Origin of the sequence: Vibrio sp. 1S139 (assembly GCF_041439475.1) — a bacterium.
Lineage (GTDB): Bacteria > Pseudomonadota > Gammaproteobacteria > Enterobacterales > Vibrionaceae > Vibrio > Vibrio crassostreae_C.
In genome coordinates this window covers 1-16,568 of record NZ_JBGOOD010000008.1, presented here as the reverse complement: position 1 = coordinate 16,568, position 16,568 = coordinate 1, and the positions used below count along the sequence as shown (strand labels likewise).

The 16,568-nt window shown below is 44.0% G+C and carries 17 protein-coding genes and 1 tRNA gene; 9 read left to right on the top strand and 9 right to left on the bottom strand.

The genetic code is table 11. The features are described 5' to 3' along the window. The first annotated feature begins 24 nt into the window (after positions 1-24). Positions 25-693 (top strand): LuxR C-terminal-related transcriptional regulator, encoded by a 669-nt coding sequence (locus tag ACED46_RS04590; RefSeq protein WP_137002129.1) that lies wholly within the window; start codon positions 25-27, stop codon positions 691-693. Positions 694-795: 102 nt separating this feature from the next. Here the strand turns inward: ACED46_RS04590 and ACED46_RS04585 are convergent. Further along, positions 796-872 (bottom strand) — tRNA-Pro (locus tag ACED46_RS04585). A 255-nt stretch (positions 873-1,127) separates the two neighbouring features. Between ACED46_RS04585 and ACED46_RS04580 the strand changes: the two genes are divergently transcribed. From ACED46_RS04580 to rluF, 3 genes are all read left to right on the top strand, one after another. Further along, positions 1,128-1,268, top strand: coding sequence for a DUF3149 domain-containing protein (locus ACED46_RS04580; protein ID WP_017062321.1), 141 nt, complete (start codon positions 1,128-1,130; stop codon positions 1,266-1,268). Between the two features lie 168 nt (positions 1,269-1,436). Beyond that, positions 1,437-2,018, top strand: a complete 582-nt coding sequence (smrA, locus tag ACED46_RS04575) for a DNA endonuclease SmrA (protein ID WP_371720985.1) — start codon at positions 1,437-1,439, stop codon at positions 2,016-2,018. A gap of 176 nt (positions 2,019-2,194) precedes the next feature. Next, positions 2,195-3,328, top strand: coding sequence for a 23S rRNA pseudouridine(2604) synthase RluF (gene rluF / locus ACED46_RS04570; protein WP_371720984.1), 1,134 nt, complete (start codon positions 2,195-2,197; stop codon positions 3,326-3,328). Between the two features lie 78 nt (positions 3,329-3,406). On the opposite strand, the gene ybaK is transcribed toward rluF, so the two are convergent. The 8 genes from ybaK to hemA form a co-directional block, all read right to left on the bottom strand. Next, entirely contained in the window at positions 3,407-3,892 is a 486-nt protein-coding gene (gene ybaK, locus ACED46_RS04565; protein WP_146492349.1) for a Cys-tRNA(Pro) deacylase, read from the bottom strand. Between the two features lie 118 nt (positions 3,893-4,010). Next, positions 4,011-5,672, bottom strand: coding sequence for a bifunctional UDP-sugar hydrolase/5'-nucleotidase UshA (ushA, locus tag ACED46_RS04560; protein WP_371720983.1), 1,662 nt, complete (start codon positions 5,670-5,672; stop codon positions 4,011-4,013). Between the two features lie 454 nt (positions 5,673-6,126). Then, on the bottom strand, positions 6,127-6,981 hold the full coding sequence (gene kdsA / locus ACED46_RS04555; RefSeq protein WP_017069619.1) for a 3-deoxy-8-phosphooctulonate synthase: 855 nt from the start codon (positions 6,979-6,981) through the stop codon (positions 6,127-6,129). A gap of 22 nt (positions 6,982-7,003) precedes the next feature. Then, a complete protein-coding gene (locus ACED46_RS04550; RefSeq protein WP_371720982.1) occupies positions 7,004-7,813 on the bottom strand; it encodes a SirB1 family protein in 810 nt (269 codons plus the stop codon). 27 nt (positions 7,814-7,840) lie between these two features. Further along, the gene (locus ACED46_RS04545; RefSeq protein WP_009848726.1) at positions 7,841-8,224 is read right to left on the bottom strand and encodes a SirB2 family protein; all 384 of its coding nucleotides are present in this window, start codon (positions 8,222-8,224) and stop codon (positions 7,841-7,843) included. A 194-nt stretch (positions 8,225-8,418) separates the two neighbouring features. Further along, positions 8,419-9,279 carry a peptide chain release factor N(5)-glutamine methyltransferase gene (prmC, locus tag ACED46_RS04540; protein WP_017062314.1) on the bottom strand — a complete coding sequence of 287 codons (861 nt, stop codon included), beginning with the start codon at positions 9,277-9,279 and terminating at the stop codon, positions 8,419-8,421. Between the two features lie 5 nt (positions 9,280-9,284). Further along, the gene (gene prfA / locus ACED46_RS04535; protein ID WP_017062313.1) at positions 9,285-10,373 is read right to left on the bottom strand and encodes a peptide chain release factor 1; all 1,089 of its coding nucleotides are present in this window, start codon (positions 10,371-10,373) and stop codon (positions 9,285-9,287) included. 28 nt (positions 10,374-10,401) lie between these two features. Beyond that, positions 10,402-11,661 carry a glutamyl-tRNA reductase gene (hemA, locus tag ACED46_RS04530; protein ID WP_371720981.1) on the bottom strand — a complete coding sequence of 420 codons (1,260 nt, stop codon included), beginning with the start codon at positions 11,659-11,661 and terminating at the stop codon, positions 10,402-10,404. 160 nt (positions 11,662-11,821) lie between these two features. Between hemA and lolB the strand changes: the two genes are divergently transcribed. The 5 genes from lolB (at position 11,822) to ychF (ending at position 16,235) form a co-directional block, all read left to right on the top strand. Beyond that, positions 11,822-12,469, top strand: coding sequence for a lipoprotein insertase outer membrane protein LolB (gene lolB / locus ACED46_RS04525; RefSeq protein WP_017067135.1), 648 nt, complete (start codon positions 11,822-11,824; stop codon positions 12,467-12,469). Next, a complete protein-coding gene (gene ispE, locus ACED46_RS04520; RefSeq protein WP_371720980.1) occupies positions 12,466-13,347 on the top strand; it encodes a 4-(cytidine 5'-diphospho)-2-C-methyl-D-erythritol kinase in 882 nt (293 codons plus the stop codon). The genes lolB and ispE overlap by 4 nt, the downstream gene beginning before the upstream one ends. A gap of 27 nt (positions 13,348-13,374) precedes the next feature. After that, positions 13,375-14,319 carry a ribose-phosphate pyrophosphokinase gene (locus ACED46_RS04515; RefSeq protein WP_004739814.1) on the top strand — a complete coding sequence of 315 codons (945 nt, stop codon included), beginning with the start codon at positions 13,375-13,377 and terminating at the stop codon, positions 14,317-14,319. 223 nt (positions 14,320-14,542) lie between these two features. Then, on the top strand, positions 14,543-15,133 hold the full coding sequence (pth, locus tag ACED46_RS04510; RefSeq protein WP_004739815.1) for an aminoacyl-tRNA hydrolase: 591 nt from the start codon (positions 14,543-14,545) through the stop codon (positions 15,131-15,133). Positions 15,134-15,143: 10 nt separating this feature from the next. Then, positions 15,144-16,235 (top strand): redox-regulated ATPase YchF, encoded by a 1,092-nt coding sequence (ychF, locus tag ACED46_RS04505; protein WP_010439159.1) that lies wholly within the window; start codon positions 15,144-15,146, stop codon positions 16,233-16,235. Positions 16,236-16,568: the final 333 nt, after the last annotated feature.

The following is a 16,568-nucleotide window of genomic DNA, read 5'->3' as shown; positions in this document are numbered from 1 at the left end:
TGGGTGAATATAAGGAGCTGGCACATGGCTAAGATGGGGGCATACCAAGCCATTTTACTTGCGGAAAACAACCTACAATCAACGCTACTCAAAGAATCTATCGAACAAAAAATCAACATCAGTATCAAACTCATATCGCCTGAAAGACTGAGTACCACAGCACTCAAAAATCAAGAGTTGGATCTCATTATTATTGATTACCCAACAATGACTAAGCAATACACTGAAAAGTACCAAGAGCTTAGAGATGACGTGGCAAGCGACGTCCATGAAGTATTGCTCAATACCCCACATGATTTCCCTCATTCAGAGATGCTGAAGTGGCAATTTTTGGTCGGTATTTTTTATGCATCAGATACACTTGAGAAGCTAGTTACCGGATTTAACTGCATCTTACAGGGTGAAATGTGGATGAGTAGAAAGCTCATTTACCAGTACATTAGCTTCTACAGAGAGAGGCAGTGCGCGAAAACCAGTCCTTATTACCTCAAGCTCACTAAACGCGAACAGCAGATCATCAAACTACTCGGTGATGGCGCATCTAACACGCAAATTGCGGACACACTCTATGTCAGTGAGAATACAGTTAAAGCACACCTTCACAATACATTCAAAAAGATCAAGGTGAAGAATCGCTTACAAGCTTTGATCTGGGTTAAGAACAACGTTGCGACAAATGAGTTTGTCCAATAGACCTAACTCTCTGCCCTCAACCATAAACAGTCAATGCAGTTAGAATGTAGAAATCCCAAATACAAAAAAGCCGTAGCATCTCTGCTACGGCTTTCTTTAATGTGGTCGGTGAAGAGGGATTCGAACCCCCGACCCTCTGGTCCCAAACCAGATGCGCTACCAAGCTGCGCTATTCACCGAGATATCTAACTGGCTCATTGCCTGTCGATGGAGCGTATAATACGGGTTCTGAATTTATCCGCAAGGGCTTTTTCTCATATTTATTGCGATTTTGAATCGTTCGAACAAAAGACATACAACAACGAGCATGATGTGACGAAAAACACACAGTTACCAACAAGTATTTAACTTATGAAACAGGATTGATCCAGATCAGTGAATTGATAATGCTTGTTAATACACTAAGCCATGTCATATAACTTTGAGGTATACACATGGACTTTTGGCTAGATCTCCTATTTGGTAATGCGGTGGGACTATCTTCAATGATAGTAATCTTCGGGGCTCTGGGTCTCATGATGTTTTATGGAGGCTTCTTCATATACAAAGTTATGACTGAAAAATCTCCTCACTAGAATCGCTCAGCCTAAATCATTTACCTCAAGCATCATTACTTGCGGGTAAATATTAAAACGCTTTGCACCGGAGCTGATTTCTCTTGTCACCTCCGGTTTTTTCATTTTTAAACCCCGTCCCAACTTAGGTATACTTACCCAATCCTTCCCCAACTTGAGATACACACTATGTCTCATGATGACGACTTAGATCTATTCCAAGAAATGATGGGCGACGTTAAACGTATCGACCATGACACCGCCGAACACCAGAAAGTACACCGAGTCACAGAATCTCACCTTGCCAAGCGTGAAGCTGCTATGTGGCTATCTGATGACGAGAAAGACTACTTATCATTAGGCTACTCACCAATGATAAGGCCAGACGATGTTATTGCTTATAAAAAAGACGGTGTACAAGAAGGCGTATACAAAAAGCTGCGCCTAGGCAAATACCCGATTCAAGCCAAGCTAGACCTTCATAGGAAAACACTGAAAGACGCACGTAACGAAGTGCTTTCATTTTTGCGTCAGTGTTTAAGAATGGATGTTCGTACCGTCATCATTGTTCATGGTAAGGGCGAACGTTCGAGTCCACCAGCAATGATGAAAAGCTACGTTGCAAATTGGCTAACGCAAATCAACGATGTGCAATGCGTTCATTCTGCTCAGCAATTTCATGGTGGTACTGGCGCAGTCTATGTCATGCTCAGAAAGAGTAATGAGAAAAAACTAGAGAACAGAGAGCGCCATCAAAAGCGCACCAGTTGATAGGTTGAGCTAGATAAATAGGCGAATAACGATTTTGCATCAAGACCGATATTTCGTGCCTAGACTCACACCAAGTGCTAAAATTGCCTCAGTTAACGAATTCCAACTCAAAGCAACTACCCAAAAGTTGCTTTTTGTTTATCTATATTTCCGTTGTGAAACGCTAAGAGAATATCATGTCACAAGAATCCCAAGCTAAACGCCTTAATAAATACATCAGTGAAACTGGTTTTTGTTCACGTCGTGAAGCAGACAAATTGATCGATGCAGGCCGAGTTACTATTAATGGCAAGATCCCTGAGATGGGAACGAAAGTATTACCAGGTGATGATGTTGAGATCGACAATAAACCTGTTCGCTCAAAAGAGAAGCCTATTTACATTGCTCTTAATAAACCGACCGGCATTACCTGTACGACTGAGCGTGATATTCCTGGCAACATCGTCGACTTTATCGGCCACCACAAGCGAATTTTCCCAATTGGTCGTCTAGATAAGCCTTCTGATGGACTTATCTTCCTGACCAATGATGGCGACATCGTAAACAAGATTCTTCGTGCGGGTAACAACCACGAGAAAGAGTACGTGGTTCGTGTCGACAAGCCGATTACGACTGAGTTCTTGAAGCAAATGGGCGCTGGCGTTCATATTCTCGATACTGTGACCTTGCCATGTAAGGTCGAGAAAGAAACCAAGTTCTCGTTCCGAATCACATTAACGCAAGGCCTTAACCGCCAAATTCGCCGTATGTGTGAAGCATTGGGTTACGAAGTATTTAAACTGCGCCGTGTTCGTATTATGAACATCTCACTAGATGGTATTCCTAACGGAAAATGGCGCTACCTGAGCGACGAAGAGATCACTGAAATATTAGCGATGTGTGAAGGCTCAGTAAGTACAGAAGATGCGTCAAAAATGAACGCCAAAGGTCAGCGTATTCGTAAAGCGACTGACGCAAAACTTTTTGACAGCCGTGAAGAAAACCAAACCTCAACAGCGCGCCGTAATCAAAACGAGAACCGTACTCGCACTTACCGTGGTAATAACGCGGATGAATTCCGCCATGCGCCAAACTCGAAGCGTGGTCGTAATTCGTCGAATAGTGAAAGCGGCGGCAACACCGAGAACTGGAAATCGAACTCTCGTTCAGAGCGTTCTAATTCAGATAGAAACCGTTCGGATCGCAATCGTACAGATCGCGACAATAACGATCGTAGAAGCGGTAAGCCAGCAAACCGTAGTCAAGATTCAAACAGACCAAATAAACCAGCACAGAAACGTGTTAGTGGCACTTTAGGTCTGAAAAAGTAGAATGACTCCTTATACAGAAACGCCCACTAATGAGTGGGCGTTTTTGTTTATTGTTCGGTACGTCATGGCTTTTAACGACTAACCATCAACTTGCAAGCACAAATCAGTAAACTGAGCTCGAGTCAGTTGAGCTAAGTCTTTAGGGGCAAGTTCAATTTCTAAACCTCGCTTTCCCGCACTCACACATATTGTTTCAAATTCTGTCGCACTAGAATGAACAAAAGTCGGCAGCGCTTTTTTCTGACCAAGCGGGCTGATGCCACCAACAACATAACCCGTGGTTTTCTGAGCAATATCTGGATCAGCCATCTCTGCTTTTTTTCCTTCCGCCGCTTTTGCTGCCAGCTTTAGATTGAGCTTCTGGTCGACAGGAATAACGGCAACCGCCAAATCTTTCGCCACACCATTCAAGCAGAACAACAGCGTTTTGAATACACGTTTGGGATCTTGACCAAGCGCTTCAACGGCTTCTAATCCATAGTTCGTATTATTCGCATCATGATGATACTGATGAACACTATGAGCGATTTTCTTTTTCTTGGCGAGATTGATTGCAGGGGTCATAACAAATCCAAACGGTAGATAAACAAAAAACGACGCCGAGGCGTCGCTTTAGTTAAATTTATCATGGTGCTAGAGTCAATCTAATTTAGCACCTATTGATACAATTGCTTGGATTCAATTACTTGTAAACCATTTGGCCAGAAGGCGCGTACTTATTCACGTCAACCGGGCTATTCGCTTCTAGGTACTCTTTCAGTACTTCAGCATCAACAAAACCAGTATTCACGTAACCTGGGTGGTCAGACAGTTTAGGGTAACCGTCACCACCAGCAGCGTTAAAGCTTGGTACTGTGAAGCGGTATGTTTCGTCTAAACGCAGCTGTTTGCCACCGATGAATACATTCGATACTTCACCGTTTGCTACTGTCATAGAGATACCAGCAAACTGAGCATAAGCACCAGAATCGATTGGTTTCGTCGCCACGACATTTAGGTAATCTAAAACCTCTTTACCCGTCATATCAGTGTAAGTCAGGATGTTTGCAAAAGGTTGTACTGTTAGTACATCTTTGTAAGTCACTTCACCCGCTTCAATTGAGTCACGAACACCACCAGAGTTCATTACAGCGAAATCTGCTTTTGCGCGCTCCATGTGAGAGGTTGCAATCAAACGACCTAGGTTAGTTTGTTGGAAGCGAACGACGTTACGATCGCCTTCAAGCTTGCCATTTGTCTCAGCGATTTGAACTTCTAGCTGTGCCTGACCTTGCTCTTGGAAAGGACGTAGGAATTCAAGTAGCTCTGGGTCTTGTGCGATTTCATCTTGAATAAGAACACGTTGCTTCTTACCGTCGATCTTAACTTTCTTCTTAAGGTTAACAGGAACTAGATCGTAGCTCACCATCTCTAGCTCGCCATTACGGAATTCGTAATCAGCACGACCTACGTACTTGCCCCACTCGTGAGCTTGAACGATGTAAGTACCGTTCTGTACGTCAGGCTTACACTCATCACCCGGCTTGAAGTTTTTCTTCGCAACGTTAGGGCCTTCCATACATACAGGCTCTTGAGAGTGACCACCAACGATCATGTCTAGATCGCCTTCGTTTAGGTAACGAGCAAGTGCGACATCACCCGGAGCATTAACACCACGTTGGCCATTTTCGTAGTGACCCATATGAGTCACAGCAAAGATTAGATCCGGTTTTTCTGTTTCTTTAAGTTCAGCGATTAGCTTCTTCGCTTCTTCTTTAGGATCACGGAAGTCGATGCCTGCGATAAATTCAGGGTTACCAATCTTTTGGGTATCTTCAGTTGTTAAACCAATAACCGCAATCTTGATGCCTTGCTTTTCGAACATCTCGTAAGCTTGGAACTTACGTTCACCTGTCGCTTTATCGTAGATGTTTGCAGATAGCATTGGGAAGTTAGCCCAGTCGATCTGCTTTTGTAATACGTCTAAAGAGTTATCAAACTCGTGGTTACCCAATGCCATGGCATCGTAACCAATTTTGTTCATACCTTTAAAATCAGGTTCTGCGTCCTGAAGGTCTGACTCTGGAACACCCGTGTTGATGTCACCACCAGATAGAAGCAACACGCTACCGCCTTCTGCTTCAACTTCTGAACGAAGTTGGTCAACTAGCGTTTTACGTGCAGACATGCCGTATTCGCCATATTTATTCTGCCAGAAACGACCATGGTTATCGTTTGTGTGAAGAATCGTTAGCTTGTAAGTTTCGTCTTGGTTCCAATCATGAGCTGATTGAGACGCACACCCAGCTAGAGTAGCTAGAATTGCAGCACTTAGTGCTGTCTTTAGAATAAGGCGTTGCTTCATTGTCATACCTTTGAACTTTTTAGGGAATCCACTGCTTTTTATAATCTATTGCGACCCCTTTCCTGGAGTTCGAACAATAAGACTTCAACATGACTAATCTTAAATTAACATTCTAGATGTAACACAACGATTTCATATTTATGTCGAATTGGTCACGCATAGGTCAACAGTTAAGTGTAACAAAATTATGAGATTACACTCAAACTTCCCCTGCATCACAAGCAATCGTTTACTTACAAAGTGTGATGAATATCAGTAATTTACTGCAAACAGGACTGACCTCACACTCATATAAGAGTTTCTTAGGTAATAACCCACCACGTTAACAACTCTTTAAATGAACGGTTTATGTTCGGCTGCTTTTACGAGATTAAAAAAAGCCCAATTCAGAGAACTGGGCTTTCTTAGATCAACTTTGTTAAATAACGTTTCCGTTACTTCACATCCATCTCAATTATTTAATATCAATATGCTCAAAGCCTTTGATAAGGTCATCAAGTGCTTTCATCTGCTTCAAGAACGGCTCTAGTTTGTCTAGAGGTAGCGCAGATGGGCCATCACAACGAGCTTGGTCTGGGTTTGGGTGAGCTTCAATGAACAGACCCGCAATACCCGTAGCAAGACCCGCTTTAGCAAGTTCAACCGTTTGCTCACGACGACCGCCAGATGCAGCACCTGATGGGTCACGCATTTGTAGAGAGTGCGTCACGTCGAAGATGATTGGGCTACCGTTTGAAGACTTCTTCATTACGCCAAAGCCAAGCATATCCACAACAAGGTTATCGTAACCCATGCAAGCGCCACGCTCACAAAGGATGATGTTGTCATTACCGCACTCAGCGAACTTATCAACGATGTTGCCAACTTGATTCGGGCTCATGAACTGAGGCTTCTTCACGTTGATTACTGCGCCAGTCTTAGCCATTGCTTCAACAAGATCAGTTTGACGAGCTAGGAATGCAGGTAGTTGGATTACATCAACCACATCCGCAACAGGCTGAGCTTGAGCTTCTGTGTGGATATCAGTAATGATCTTCACGCCGAAAGTATCTTTCAGCTCTTGGAAGATTTTGAGACCTTCTTCCATTCCTGGACCACGGTATGAATGAACTGAGCTGCGGTTCGCTTTATCAAAAGACGCCTTAAATACGTAAGGGATGCCCAGCTTCTCGGTTACTTTTACATAGTGCTCACAGATCTGCATAGCAAGATCGCGAGATTCAAGAACGTTCATGCCTGCAAATAGCGTAAATGGCTTGTCGTTAGCAATTGGCATATCGCCAATATGAACTGTTTTCTGTTCCATCATATTCTCTCTAAATAATTATTAATTAGTGAACGACCACTGTCTTTTCGTTCATGACGTTCACTTGAGATTTCAGTAACTCAGATGCCGGGTCATCTGGGCATTGGTCGATAAAGTATTGATAATCGGTTGCGGCTACTTGGTGACAGTCTAGCTGCTGATAGATAAAACCGCGGTCACGGATTTCATATGGGTCATCAGGTACAAACGTCAAAGCAAGGTCAGTACACTTCAATGCAAGTGTATAACGCTCTTCTCGCAGCAGTGCACTCTTGAGCAGGGCTAACCACTTACCAATAATTGTTGGGTGGTCGGCGACTTCTAAGTGCTCAGGTTTCACCTTAGCTAATGGGCCATCATGGCCAATTAACCATGCTCGCAGCGTTTGCTCGCCAACATACTCACCGTTATAAGGGTTAATATAGGCTGCAGCTTGCCCGTACCAACTTACTTTAAGTAAGAATTGAGTCGGGAAAGAGACGCCCTCTACAGGAAAGCCTAGCTTGCGACCTAGAAAAAGAAAGATCGCCCCCAGACTCACTGGAATGCCTTTCTTTCTCTCAAGCACTTTATCGATGAACGCGTTTTCCGAAGAGAAATACGCATCTTTATCGCCAGCAAAACCCCATTCATAAAAGAATAGTCGAATAAAAGATTCAAACTTCTGCTGTTCATCGGTTTCATTAACCAAAGCAAACTCGGCGTCTTTTAACAATCTCACCAGCTCTTGCTCTGCCCAACTGTCTTGAGTTTCTGGGTTAATCGCTTTATTTAAGATCAATGCACCTTCAGCTAACTCTAGCTGGTCAAAGTCTTCATCAAAAAATTCGTACATAGATAGTTAACCGAAATAAGGAGATAATTAACCGAAAAATGTTGGTGTCTTGGTCATTGCGATTTTGCCTGCCATCGCTAACCAGCCAAGCGCACCAAAGAAAGAGAATACTCTCAGTAGCTTGTTTTTACCTAGCTTAAGCGCAAAGAAACCTAATGCGATGTAAGCCATAACACAAGTTAGTTTTTCGGTTAACCATGGTGCTGCTGGTGTAAATGGAATAAAGCCAGTGATGAAAATCAAACCAATACCCGATAGCAATAGCAACGAGTCATTGATATGAGGGAAACGCTGCAAGAAAGGATGCTTAAGCTTAGGTGAGTTAGCCATCATAAGAGCGAAACGAATCGAGAGAAGTAGCGCACTTATAGCAATCGTTAATAGGTGAAAATGTTTTAGACCTTCGTACATGGTATTCCTTTATATTTTTATATGTGCTTTCGTTAACACGAGCCTCACAATACCCGTTAATGCTCTGTAGTTCTGCATAAAATCTCTGTATTTCTGCGTTAAATGCATTATCGGGTTAAATGTATTGTCGAGTTAAAGGTATCAATTTAGCAAGTTCATCATCCATTGCTCACAAGACGATTAACAATCACTAACTATGAACAGTAACGACCCAATGTCACTCGGTCATTACCACCGTAATCTTTCTCTGTGACAACATCGAGATAACCGAGCGCCTGCATAATCTCACGAACTGCCAAACCTTGGTCATAGCCGTGTTCAAATGCTAACCAACCTTCATTTTCCAAAAAGCCACGTGCGTTTTCAGAAATGTATCGAATATCTGCAAGCCCTTTCTCTTCAGCAACCAGTGCTGTGATCGGCTCAAAACGCACATCGCCTTGAGATAAATGAGGATCATTCTTCTCAATGTATGGCGGGTTAGAAACAATCAGAGAGAATTTCACAACGCCTTCAGAGCTCAAAGGCTCAAACCAACTACCATGCAAAAAAGTCGCATTGGTGATGTTGAGACGCTGTGCATTCTCTGTCGCAAGCTGCTGCGCTTCAGGGCGAAGATCAATACCCGTCACCTGTCGATTCGGCATCTCAGACGCTAATGCTAACGCGATAGCACCTGTACCTGTCCCTAAATCGAGAATCGCGCCTTGCTTGCCAAAGGTTTTATCCAACGCTACTTCAACCAAACGCTCGGTATCTGGGCGTGGGATTAATGTAGAAGGGGAAACTTTTAACGGCAGTGACCAAAACTCACGCTCACCGATAATGTAAGCCACAGGCTCACCGGTTAAGCGACGTTTTAGAAGGGCATTGAATTCAGACTCTTGCTCAGAGGTGAGATGCTTCTCAGGCCAAGTCAGTAGGTAAGATCTTGGTTTATCTAAGGCGTGACAAAGCAGTACCGCGGCATCAATAGAGGGTGATGTGTTATCACCCTCTTGAAGCTTTACGATTGCTGCTTTTAAAGCACTTTCAACCGTATATGCTGACTGCATACTGGTTAGTTGTTCTCTGCAAGTGCAGCAAGCTGATCGGCTTGGTGCTCTTGAAGTACAGGATCAAGCAAGCTTTGCATGTCACCTTCAAGTACTTCGTTAAGACGGTAAATTGTAAGGTTGATACGGTGATCCGAAACACGGCCTTGTGGGTAGTTGTACGTACGAATACGGTCACTACGGTCACCCGAACCTAGTAGGTTACGACGTGTATCAGAAACCGCTGCCGCGCGGCGCTCTTCTTCTGCTTGAACAATACGAGCAGCAAGAACAGCCATCGCTTTCGCTTTGTTTTTATGCTGAGAACGCTCGTCCTGACACTCTACTACTGTACCCGTTGGTAAGTGAGTAATACGGATTGCTGAATCCGTGGTGTTAACGTGCTGACCACCCGCGCCTGATGCACGGAAAGTATCAATTTTAAGGTCGCCCGCTTTGATTTCTGGAAGATCCGCTTCTGGGATCTCAGGCATAACCGCAACCGTACATGCTGACGTGTGAACACGGCCTTGAGATTCGGTTTCAGGTACACGTTGTACACGGTGACCGCCTGACTCAAACTTCATGGTGCCGTAAACAGCGTCGCCACTAACCTTAGCGATCATCTCTTTGTAGCCGCCTTGCTCAGAAGCATTGCTGCTCATGATTTCAACACGCCAACCTTTCTTCTCAGCAAACTTAGAGTACATACGGAACAGGTTGCCCGCGAAGATACCTGCTTCATCACCACCCGCACCTGCGCGGATTTCTAGGAAACAGTTACGCTCATCGTTTGGATCTTTTGGAATAAGAAGAATCTGTAGCTCATCAGTCAGACGCTCAATTGCTGCTTTCGCATCTTTGATTTCATCTTGAGCCATTTCACGCATTTCTGCGTCGTCTTCGTTTGCCATCTCTTCAGCAGCTTCTAGATCTTCTTTCGCTTGCTGGTATGACTGGAAGCAAGCTGTCACTTCTTCAAGTTGAGAGTATTCTTTCGAAAGTGCACGGAATTTGTCTTGATTCCCGATTACATCTGGATCACCAAGTAGATGTTGAACTTCTTCATAGCGTTCAACAAGTGTTTCAAGCTTTACTAGAATCGAGGCTTTCATAATGTCTTATCTTGTTGGAGGTCTAATATTATTGAGGGTTTTCTAAGCCCAAACTCTGTCTAATGACCATTAATTTTGCAGGTTCTCCTTGCTCAGCTGCACTTTGAAGTGCGCGCGTTGGAGCATGGATCAATTTGTTTGTGAGCTTATTGCTGAGCTCGAGTAAAACTTTTTCAGGGTCACCGCCAGCGGCAAGCGATTGTAAACTTTTACTTAATAATTCTTCGCGGATTTCGTTAGCCGATTTACGGTAATCTCGAATACTGTCTACCGCTTGTAAAGAGCGCATCCAACTCATGAACGCGGCACTTTCTTCACTGACGATCGCTTCAGCTTGAATCGCTTCAACTTTACGTTGTTCGATATTGCCATCAACAATCGACTGCAAATCATCAACCGAATAAAGGTAGGCATCATTTAGATCACCAACCTGCGATTCCACATCACGCGGAACCGCAATATCAACCAGCAACATAGGTTGATGTTTTCTTGTTTTCAGTGCAGTTTCCACCATGCCTTTACCAATGATAGGTAACGGACTTGCGGTTGAGCTGATCACGATATCTGCTCGATGCAGATGATCAGGGATCTCATTAAGGCTGATCACTTCAGCACCAAACTCGTGAGCTAGCCCTAAGGCACGCTCACGAGTTCGGTTAGCCACAATCATCTTGGTGCAGCCATTTGCTGAAAGGTGCTTAGCCACCAGCTCAATGGTTTCACCCGCACCAACCAGTAACACGGTTGAATCTGCGATGGATTCAAAAATATGCTTGGCTAAGGTACAGGCTGCGTAAGCTACAGAAACCGCGCTTCCGCCGATTTCAGTTTCAGTTCGAACACGCTTCGCAACAGAAAATGATTTCTGGAATAGTTTTTCCATTGAAGCATCAACGGATTTGTTCTCTCGCGAGTCCGTATACGCTTGCTTCACCTGACCTAAGATCTGCGGTTCACCCAAGACTAAAGAGTCCAAACCACAAGCAACGCGCATTAAGTGTTTAATCGCCGCCTGCTCTTCATGGATATAAAGGCTTGGCTTTAGCTCTTCTGGGCTAACTTGATGGAAAACCGACAACCAATCGATGAGTTTGTTTTTAGCCACGCCTTTAACGTCGCAATACACTTCAGTTCGATTACAGGTAGAAAGTATGACACTTCCATTCACGTGTGCATTTGCGTTAAGTTGCTTGAGTGCCTCAGATAATTTATCTGGACCAAAAGCGACTTTTTCTCGCAATTCAACCGACGCTGTATTGTGATTGATACCTACGGCAAGCAAAGACATGTATCAGAAGTTCTCGATCAGGGAATGGAAACAAGGGGCGAATTTTACTTGATGCATGGCTCTATTTAAAGAGCAAGCGGGATTTGTTTTCCTGAGTTCGTGAATTCAATGCTATAGTTGAAGCGTTTTTTAGATAAATTTGAACAAGTTGTGAGCAAACATGAGCAAGCTTCTCAAAATCGCGTCTCTTATTTTTATGGCCATAACTATGGTGGGTTGCTCGTCTATCCCAGAACAACCAACCAGCGTTGAATGGCAAAGTCATCAAGATCGGCTTTTACAGATAGACAACTATCAAGCCTCAGGCAAGCTCGCTTACATTTCCCCAGAGCAACGTCAAAGCCTAAATTTCATTTGGAAACATTCACCAAATCAAAGTCAATTAAGGCTCACTACTTTTCTCGGTCAAACTGCACTGAACCTAACCATAGATCCATCGGGTGCAAAAGTCGTGACCTATGGCGATCAAGTATTTACTCATGCGAGCGCTTCAGTCTTGGTTGAGCAGCTGACAGGTTTACAGATCCCTATTGATCACCTGCCACAATGGTTCCTTGGCATTCCAGACCAAGCCGATAGCTACCAATTGAACACGACCAACACGCTTGAATCTCTCACCAAACAAGTCAGCAACCAATTATGGACACTGAGTTTTGCTAACTATCGCAATACAGAGATGCCGAATAAGCAACTATCGGGTGAAGACAACACTAAGGTAGAGATAATCCCACTCCCTACTCGATTGTCATTCAAGCAAGACAATAACAAAATCAACATTGTAGTTTCGAAGTGGACACTGAAAAGATGATAACAACGCCAACCCATTGGCCTTCTCCGGCTAAACTGAATTTATTTCTCTATATCACTGGTCGACGTGACAACGGCTATCACGAGCTTCAAACTTTGTTTCAGTTTGTTGATTTTGGCGATGAACTAACGGTTGCCGTTAATGAAGAAACGAACTCAATCACAATCACAATCACACCGGAAATACCAGACGTTGCAACAGAAGACAACCTGATTTGGAAAGCCGCGACCGCTCTTCAACAATATACATCGACTTCTTTCGGTGCCGATATTGAGCTTAAGAAAGTACTTCCGATGGGAGGTGGCATTGGTGGAGGCTCTTCAAATGCCGCAACCGTGTTGGTCGCACTTAACTATCTATGGCAACTCAACCTGTCTGATGATCAGCTCGCAGAGATCGGATTGAAACTTGGCGCTGACGTTCCTGTGTTCGTTCGAGGCCATGCAGCCTTTGCGGAAGGGGTTGGAGAACAGCTTCAGCCCGCTAATCCGGATGAAAAATGGTATCTTGTTGTTAAGCCTCAAGTGAGCATAGCAACTGTAGACATATTCACACATTCAGAATTAACTCGAAATACGCCGAAGCGAGCGCTATCAACGCTTCTAGAGCAAGAATACGTAAACGATTGCGAAAAAATTGTGCGAATGCTGTACCCAGAGGTTGATAAGCAACTTTCATGGCTGCTACAATACGCGCCGTCGAGATTGACTGGCACTGGTTCGTGCGTTTTTGCTGAATTTAGCAGCAAAAAAGAAGCCGAATTGGTGTTGGAACAACTGCCTGACACAGTTTCCGCTTTTGTAGCGAAAGGACGAAACATTTCTCCTTTAAAAGAAACTTTGGCTGAATACCACTCAGCCCACCCACAATCTATTTAAAACTGGACGCAACCCGAGGTTTCCACCGTGCCTGATATGAAGCTATTTGCTGGTAACGCAACACCTGAACTAGCCCAACGTATTGCTGATCGTCTATACATCTCTCTTGGCGATGCTACTGTAGACCGTTTTTCTGATGGCGAAGTCGCTGTTCAAATCAATGAAAACGTTCGTGGTAGCGATGTATTCCTGATTCAATCAACTTGTGCACCAACCAATGACAACCTTATGGAATTGGTGGTAATGATTGACGCAATGCGCCGTGCTTCTGCTGGCCGTATTACTGCTGTAATCCCTTACTTCGGTTATGCCCGTCAAGATCGTCGTGTACGTTCTGCTCGTGTGCCAATTACTGCAAAAGTTGTTGCAGACTTCCTTTCTAACGTTGGCGTTGACCGCGTTCTTACTATCGACCTACACGCAGAGCAAATCCAAGGCTTCTTCGATGTACCTGTTGATAACATCTTCGGCACTCCAGTTCTTCTAGAAGACATGGCTAACCGTGGCCTAGAAAACCCAGTAGTGGTTTCTCCAGACCTTGGTGGTGTTGTACGTGCTCGTGCAACGGCTAAAGCGCTAGGTGATGTTGACATCGCTATCGTTGATAAGCGTCGTCCACGTGCTAACGTTTCTGAAGTAATGAACCTAATCGGTGATGTTGAAGGTCGTGACTGTGTTATCGTTGATGACATGATCGATACGGGTGGCACACTATGTAAAGCAGCTGAAGCGCTTAAAGAGCGCGGTGCTAAGCGTGTATTCGCTTACGCAACTCACGCTGTTTTCTCTGGTACTGCTGCGAACAACATCAAGAACTCTGTTCTAGACCAAGTTATCGTAACGGATTCTATCTCTCTATCTCCAGAGATGGCTGCGACGGGTAAAGTGACAACACTTAGCCTTTCTCGCATGCTTGCTGAAGCGATTCGTCGTATCAGCAACGAAGAATCAATCTCAGCGATGTTCAACTAATCAAAGCCCAATAGCTTTTTTTACAAAAGCTTGGTTTTAGAAACACGCGAGAGAAAGATATTAAGCACTTCAGTCAATGAAGTGCTTTTTTTATGTCTGAGTAATATTGCACTGCTAGTTATCACAAACAGGAATAATCGCGCAGCTATCAGCTAGCTCGCACCTTTTTCATAAACTGTGATATCATACGGCGCTTTTTGAAATCCCAAGAGAGATCCATACCTTGAGCCAACAAATAAAACTTCTCGTTGGACTGGCTAATCCAGGTCCAGAATACGCCAAAACTCGCCACAACGCGGGCGCTTGGGTAGTTGAAGAATTAGCGCGTGTACATAACGTGACACTAAAGAACGAACCAAAGTTCTTTGGCCTAACGGGTCGTATCATGGTTCACGGTGAAGATCTTCGTTTGCTGATCCCAACGACTTTTATGAACTTGTCAGGCAAAGCAGTTGCAGCCTTAGCAAAGTTCTACCAAATTAAACCAGAAGAGATCATGGTCGCTCACGATGAGTTAGATCTGCCTCCTGGTATTGGAAAGTTTAAAAAAGGTGGTGGTCATGGCGGACATAATGGTCTGAAAGACATCATCAGCAAGCAGGGTAACAATAAAGAATTCTATCGTCTTAGATTAGGCATCGGCCATCCAGGACACAAAGATAAAGTTGCAGGTTATGTATTAGGCAAAGCTCCTCAAAAAGAGCAAGAGTGTATCGAGGCCGTCGTTGACGAATCGGTTCGCAGCCTAGACATCTTATTAAAAGATGGCCTACCAAAAGCACAAAATCGCTTACATACGTTCAAAGCAGAATAAGGTTTATATCATGGGTTTTAAATGTGGCATCGTTGGTCTACCAAACGTTGGTAAGTCAACTCTGTTTAACGCACTGACTAAAGCAGGCATCGAAGCAGCAAACTTTCCATTTTGTACGATCGAACCAAACACAGGTATCGTTCCGGTTCCAGATCTACGCTTAGATGCATTAGCAAAAATTGTTAATCCACAGAAGATCCTTCCAACGACAATGGAATTCGTAGATATCGCGGGCCTAGTTGCTGGCGCATCTAAAGGTGAAGGTCTTGGTAACAAATTCCTAGCTAACATCCGTGAAACTGACGCTATCGGTCACGTTGTACGCTGCTTTGAAAATGAAAACATTGTTCACGTTGCTGGCAAAGTATCTCCAATTGAAGATATCGAAGTGATCAACCTAGAACTTGCGCTGGCTGACTTAGACAGCTGTGAGCGTGCAATTCAACGTAACGCGAAGAAAGCGAAAGGCGGCGACAAAGACGCTAAATTCGAAATCACTGTACTAGAAAAGCTACTTCCAGTTCTAACTGAAGGTGGTATGGCACGTACTGTTGAACTTGGCAAAGAAGAAGCGGCAGCAATCGGCTACCTAAACTTCCTAACGCTTAAGCCAACAATGTACATCGCAAACGTTGCAGAAGATGGTTTTGAAAATAACCCATACCTAGACGCTGTTCGTGAATACGCAGAAAACGAAAACAACGTTGTTGTTGCTGTTTGTGCAGCAATCGAATCAGAGCTTTCTGAGCTTGATGACGAAGATCGCGAAGAGTTCCTTGCGGATATGGGTATCGAAGAACCAGGTCTTAACCGAGTGATCCGCTCTGGTTACGAACTACTGACTCTTCAGACTTACTTCACAGCTGGTGTTAAAGAAGTTCGTGCTTGGACAATCCCTGTAGGTGCAACTGCGCCACAAGCAGCGGGTAAGATCCACACAGACTTCGAGAAAGGTTTCATCCGTGCTGAAGTTGTTGGATTCGATCACTTCATCGAATTTAACGGTGAGAGCGGTGCGAAAGACGCAGGTAAATGGCGCCTTGAAGGTAAAGAATACATCGTTAAAGATGGTGACGTTGTTCACTTCCGCTTCAATGTATAATTCTGATTAAACATCTAGAAAAAAGGCCAGTGAATTCACTGGCCTTTTTGTTTTTCCCCTTTCTAAATTGTCCCTCACCAGAAACTTAACTTCCTATATATATCGCCTTTTAGACCTGTTTTTTGTCGACAAATACGCCTCTTTGCCTAAAAAGAAACCGAACAGATGTTTATTCGCGATTTATTCAAAAAAAAAGTTGACGGGTTTCACTCAACTCCGCATAATGCGCCCCGTTCACAGCGAAGCGGCAACGTTTCGAAATGAGCAACAATATGGAAATGGCTACTTAGCTCAGTTGGTTAGAGCACATCACTCATAATGATGGGGTCGCAG

What these genes read in the sequence shown, in the direction of transcription:
- ACED46_RS04550 (WP_371720982.1), bottom strand. Translation starts at nt 7,813, where the DNA reads ATGTACGAATTTTTTGATGAAGACTTTGACCAGCTAGAGTTAGCTGAA.
- prfA (WP_017062313.1), bottom strand. Translation starts at nt 10,373, where the DNA reads ATGAAAGCCTCGATTCTAGTAAAGCTTGAAACACTTGTTGAACGCTAT.
- ACED46_RS04580 (WP_017062321.1), top strand. Translation starts at nt 1,128, where the DNA reads ATGGACTTTTGGCTAGATCTCCTATTTGGTAATGCGGTGGGACTATCT.
- ispE (WP_371720980.1), top strand. Translation starts at nt 12,466, where the DNA reads ATGATAACAACGCCAACCCATTGGCCTTCTCCGGCTAAACTGAATTTA.
- prmC (WP_017062314.1), bottom strand. Translation starts at nt 9,279, where the DNA reads ATGCAGTCAGCATATACGGTTGAAAGTGCTTTAAAAGCAGCAATCGTA.
- ACED46_RS04590 (WP_137002129.1), top strand. Translation starts at nt 25, where the DNA reads ATGGCTAAGATGGGGGCATACCAAGCCATTTTACTTGCGGAAAACAAC.
- rluF (WP_371720984.1), top strand. Translation starts at nt 2,195, where the DNA reads ATGTCACAAGAATCCCAAGCTAAACGCCTTAATAAATACATCAGTGAA.
- ACED46_RS04545 (WP_009848726.1), bottom strand. Translation starts at nt 8,224, where the DNA reads ATGTACGAAGGTCTAAAACATTTTCACCTATTAACGATTGCTATAAGT.
- kdsA (WP_017069619.1), bottom strand. Translation starts at nt 6,981, where the DNA reads ATGATGGAACAGAAAACAGTTCATATTGGCGATATGCCAATTGCTAAC.
- ushA (WP_371720983.1), bottom strand. Translation starts at nt 5,672, where the DNA reads ATGAAGCAACGCCTTATTCTAAAGACAGCACTAAGTGCTGCAATTCTA.
- hemA (WP_371720981.1), bottom strand. Translation starts at nt 11,661, where the DNA reads ATGTCTTTGCTTGCCGTAGGTATCAATCACAATACAGCGTCGGTTGAA.
- ychF (WP_010439159.1), top strand. Translation starts at nt 15,144, where the DNA reads ATGGGTTTTAAATGTGGCATCGTTGGTCTACCAAACGTTGGTAAGTCA.
- ybaK (WP_146492349.1), bottom strand. Translation starts at nt 3,892, where the DNA reads ATGACCCCTGCAATCAATCTCGCCAAGAAAAAGAAAATCGCTCATAGT.
- smrA (WP_371720985.1), top strand. Translation starts at nt 1,437, where the DNA reads ATGTCTCATGATGACGACTTAGATCTATTCCAAGAAATGATGGGCGAC.
- lolB (WP_017067135.1), top strand. Translation starts at nt 11,822, where the DNA reads ATGAGCAAGCTTCTCAAAATCGCGTCTCTTATTTTTATGGCCATAACT.